This window comes from SAR324 cluster bacterium (genome assembly GCA_029245725.1).
Taxonomy (GTDB): Bacteria; SAR324; SAR324; order SAR324; family NAC60-12; genus JCVI-SCAAA005.
The window spans coordinates 1-3,972 of sequence record JAQWOT010000015.1; the positions used below are offsets into that span (position 1 = coordinate 1).

A 3,972-nucleotide genomic window follows, 5' to 3' on the forward strand; every position below is an offset into this window, starting at 1 on the left:
ATCACTTTTCGTTGAACTAAAATGCCACTTGGCAAGCCATTGCTTGAATTTGTCGAGTTGCCATCCACAAATAGCTATCTGCTTGGCAACATTTCACTTTGTTCACAGCATGGCTTAACTGTTTGGACCCATAAACAATCGAGTGGGAGAGGCCGAGCGGGGAGGACTTTTATAAGCCCTTCAAACCATGTTTTGACTTTTTCAGTAGTTATTCACTCTTCAGATCCTGAAGATAGACTGCATCTTTGGGCCCTTTGGAGTGGGTTGGCATTGTTTAGAAGCTTGTCTGGAAAAGGGTTACCGAATCTACGTCTGAAGTGGCCCAATGATTTGTTAGTTGGACGTCGAAAGCTAGCCGGAATCTTAGTTGAGCGAGGACCTCGGCATCAGGTAGGACTAAATAGTCTGATTATTGGTATTGGTTTGAATGTGAATGGCTATTCTTCTGACTTTCCCAACGAACTCAAAGATAAAGTGACTACTTTACATGTGGCAACTGGAATCGTTTTTTCCCAAAATGAACTACTTAGAGAAATCCTAGATAATCTACAATTAATTATCAGGGAACTTCGTGAGGAGAGTTCTTTGAAACTCTTAGAAGAATGGCAAGCAGTTTCAAACATCATTGGCCAGCTAGTCGGATGGGAAAAGGATTCGGTTATTCAAACAGGGCTGGTTGAAAGACTTGAACAACGAGGATTCCCTCAAATTCGAATGGAGAATGGGCAGCTTTACACGCACATCTCAGGGGACCTGATTCACTATGACAAGATGTAGCCATGATAGTAGTTGCTGATATCGGAAACACCACAATCCACATCGCTGCTTTTGAAAAAAGTCAGATGATTGAAGACTGGTATTTGCAGACGCCAACAAAGACTACATCTGAAAATTTTGAGTTGGAACTCACCCAGTTCATTCAAAGCCACCAAGCTCTTTTTACAAAACCTCAATTTGAGGGCTGGATTCTCTGTTCTGTGGTACCTTGGCTTACCCCTTTTTTCGGGGAAATGGTCCGAAATTTGATTGGCGTGATACCTACTGTGTTGATGCAAACAAGCTCGCTCCCAATCAGATTGTTACCTGGCGAATCACCGACAATAGGTATAGACAGACTGATCGTGGCCGCTGCCGCCTATGACTTGGTTAGCAGCAGTGTCATCACAGTTGACATTGGCACAGCAACCACAATTGACGCTGTGACCGATCAAGGTCTATTTCTGGGAGGAATCATTATACCCGGGCCTAGGTTGTGGTTAGATTCTTTGCATATTGGAACAGCAAATCTTCCCAAGACAGAGATTGAACAAAAAAAATCTGTCATAGAGACTTCCACAACTGGCTGTATACAGGCTGGGCTTTACAACGGCTACAGACACTTGTTGGGAGGTCTTGTCCAGCAAATGCAGCAAGAGTTGGATCAAAGATCACAACATGATTCATCGATTTATTTGACTGGCGGGAGTGCAAAATACTGGTGTGTAGACTTCCCAAACTGGTGCTTTCATCCAGACCTTCTGTTGAGTGGCTTAGCTCAATCGAAGGTGTGGTCCAAAAAATTAAGCAACGTCGGTGACTGTCGTCGGCACGATAACACCCTAACCTCATAGGCTAAGCCCCAAGACCAAATACCGAACCCAAGCAAGCGACGGATAAAGGAGCTATGGCAGAAGAACTTGATGGACTGGAGGGGATTGGTGATCTGGACGATGAGTTCGGTGATCAACTCGACAGCTTTATGGACAGTGAAGGCGGCGATGATGGTGAGTTAGACTCATTCTTTGAGGATTTATCCACTATTGACGATCTAGAAGTTCAAGATGATGACCTCAGTGCCAGCGGTGGAGACGCTGACGACTTCGGTAGTGAAGACCTCGAAGATGAAATGGAACCCGCCGCTGCTGCCGCAGGTGTCGGAGCTGCGGCAGCAGTGGCTGCATCTGATGATAGTCCTGCACCGAAAGCTGAGAAAAAGAAGAAGAAAAACTCTGGAGACAAAAAGCCTCTGTTGATTCCGGGTATTATCACAGGTGCTTCAGGTGCTGTACTAGGCGCAGCGGCTGTTGCAGCTATGTATTTGATGGCTCCTCCTCCTCCACCAATGGAAATAGAAGAGCCTGCATTGGCAATGCTTGAAGAGCCTCCTCCCCCTCCTCCACCTGCCCCTCTACTCACTGAAGAAGCTACAGCTATCACAGAATCCGTTCCTGCTGCTGAACCATTGGAAGAAATTCAAGAAGTGGAAGAGATTGTCGTGGTGGAAGAACCCCCTCCGCCGACAATGGATGAACTGCCTGTTGCACCAGTGGTCGAAGCACCTCCTCAGCCTGTCAAGAGGCCACGGACTACAAGATTTTTCGTCCAAGTTGCCAACTGTATCTATCAAGAGTGTGTAGATGATTATCGCTATTTGCTGAAGAGAGCCGGCTACGCAACCAGAGTAGAGACTGTCAATGAAGTCAACCCAATGACGGAAATTGTTTCTACTAATCTTTATGGCGAAGAGGAAGCTTCGAACCTAGTTAATCGAATCAATAACGAAAACTTGATCACCGGACAAGCCTATCGGAAGCCATCTAGTAGCTCCTTTCAGATTTCCCTTGGATTGTTCCCAGATCTTACCACAGCCAATCGGGTGAAAGCCCATCTCAATCAGATTTATTCGGCGGAAGTCTTTTTTGAAGCACGGCGATCAGATCAGCGAATCCGCAACTATCGTGTTTATGCTGGGGGCTTCAAAACCAAGAACGAAGCGTTAGACTTGCAAAAAATCCTTGAGGAAAAAGATCGGCGCTTTGAGGGAATGTTTGTTGTTGCGATGAGTGAATGAAGCATCCTGCCTTGCTAAAAAAAAGCTTCAATGTTAATTAAATAGTTTTTGTTTAACCCTTAGATCTGGAGAATTGGCTATGGCATTGAGTTGGCCACTAGTCTTTGGCATCGTGGTTTTTGGTATGATAATCTGCCCAGGAATCGTCTTCTTGATCCACCTTGCTCGTTTGAAAAGCGAAGACCAAAGCGTCTAAGCTTCCTGGCCCCTAAACTGGGGGCATCCTCATCCTTACCTTTCTGCCCTCTCACCTAAAAATCTGTCATGAAAAATTTTACCCTTGCGACCTTATCTCTTGTCTTCTGGGCCAACCTACTCGTCGCGGCTCCTCTGACGATTGCGCTGGATGGGGCACCAAAATCTTTGGATCCTCGCTATGCTGTTGATGCGAATGGTATGCGGCTAACACAAGTTTTGCTGTTTGAAACGCTGGTTCAACAAGATGATGCACTTCGCATTGTTCCCGGATTAGCAGAGAGTTGGACACATCCTGACGAAACAACCTGGATTCTAAAGCTCAAAGCGGGAGTGCATTTTCAAGACGGGTCCCAACTAAATGCAGAGGATATTCGCTTCACTTTCGAGCATATCATGGATCCAGAAACCAAATCTCCATTCCAGTTCCTCTCCAAAAAACTTAAATCTGTTGAAGCCACTGACGATCGTACGGTCACCTTTCAGTTGTTCCAACCTGAGGCAGCTTTTTTTCTAGATATCTTCATTCCAATCTTCTCTAGAAATTCAGACCTTGAGAATGCCAAGTTAATTGGAACGGGTCCTTATCAATTGGTCAGCCAAGACCCAAATGGTATAAGCCTCAAAAGATTTGATGACTACCACGGGACTAAACCAGCTATCAAAGAGTTAGAACTGAAAATTGTCCAGGACGACAACACTCGGTTTCTGAAGATGCGCAAAGGGGAGATTGATCTTGCGATCAATGTCGTGCCCTTGGATAAACTTCCCCAATTTGAAGGAGGTTCACTCGCCAAAGAATACAAAATGATGACCGGCCCAGCTCTGAACTATCAGTATCTTGGGTTAAATATGCTATCCCCCAAGCTCCAGGATCCAAAAGTTCGCCAAGCCATTGCCCACGGGATCAATCGCCAGGAGTTGATTGAGTTTCTTAAGAAGGGAAG

4 protein-coding genes are annotated in these 3,972 nt (G+C 45.6%); all 4 read left to right on the forward strand.

Annotated features, from left to right (window positions below; all coding sequences use genetic code 11):
- Window positions 1–21 precede the first annotated feature (21 nt).
- Window positions 22–777 (forward strand): biotin--[acetyl-CoA-carboxylase] ligase, encoded by a 756-nt coding sequence (locus P8O70_00355; protein ID MDG2195334.1) that lies wholly within the window; start codon window positions 22–24, stop codon window positions 775–777.
- A 2-nt stretch (window positions 778–779) separates the two neighbouring features.
- Window positions 780–1,610 (forward strand): type III pantothenate kinase, encoded by an 831-nt coding sequence (locus P8O70_00360; protein MDG2195335.1) that lies wholly within the window; start codon window positions 780–782, stop codon window positions 1,608–1,610.
- A gap of 53 nt (window positions 1,611–1,663) precedes the next feature.
- On the forward strand, window positions 1,664–2,830 hold the full coding sequence (locus tag P8O70_00365) for an SPOR domain-containing protein (GenBank protein ID MDG2195336.1): 1,167 nt from the start codon (window positions 1,664–1,666) through the stop codon (window positions 2,828–2,830).
- 264 nt (window positions 2,831–3,094) lie between these two features.
- A partial coding sequence (locus P8O70_00370; protein MDG2195337.1) for an ABC transporter substrate-binding protein occupies window positions 3,095–3,972 on the forward strand: 878 nt, incomplete at its 3' end.

Bases quoted from the DNA above. Each gene is read 5' to 3' on its own strand.
- P8O70_00355 (MDG2195334.1), top strand. From the start codon at position 22: ATGCCACTTGGCAAGCCATTGCTTGAATTTGTCGAGTTGCCATCCACA.
- P8O70_00360 (MDG2195335.1), top strand. From the start codon at position 780: ATGATAGTAGTTGCTGATATCGGAAACACCACAATCCACATCGCTGCT.
- P8O70_00365 (MDG2195336.1), top strand. From the start codon at position 1,664: ATGGCAGAAGAACTTGATGGACTGGAGGGGATTGGTGATCTGGACGAT.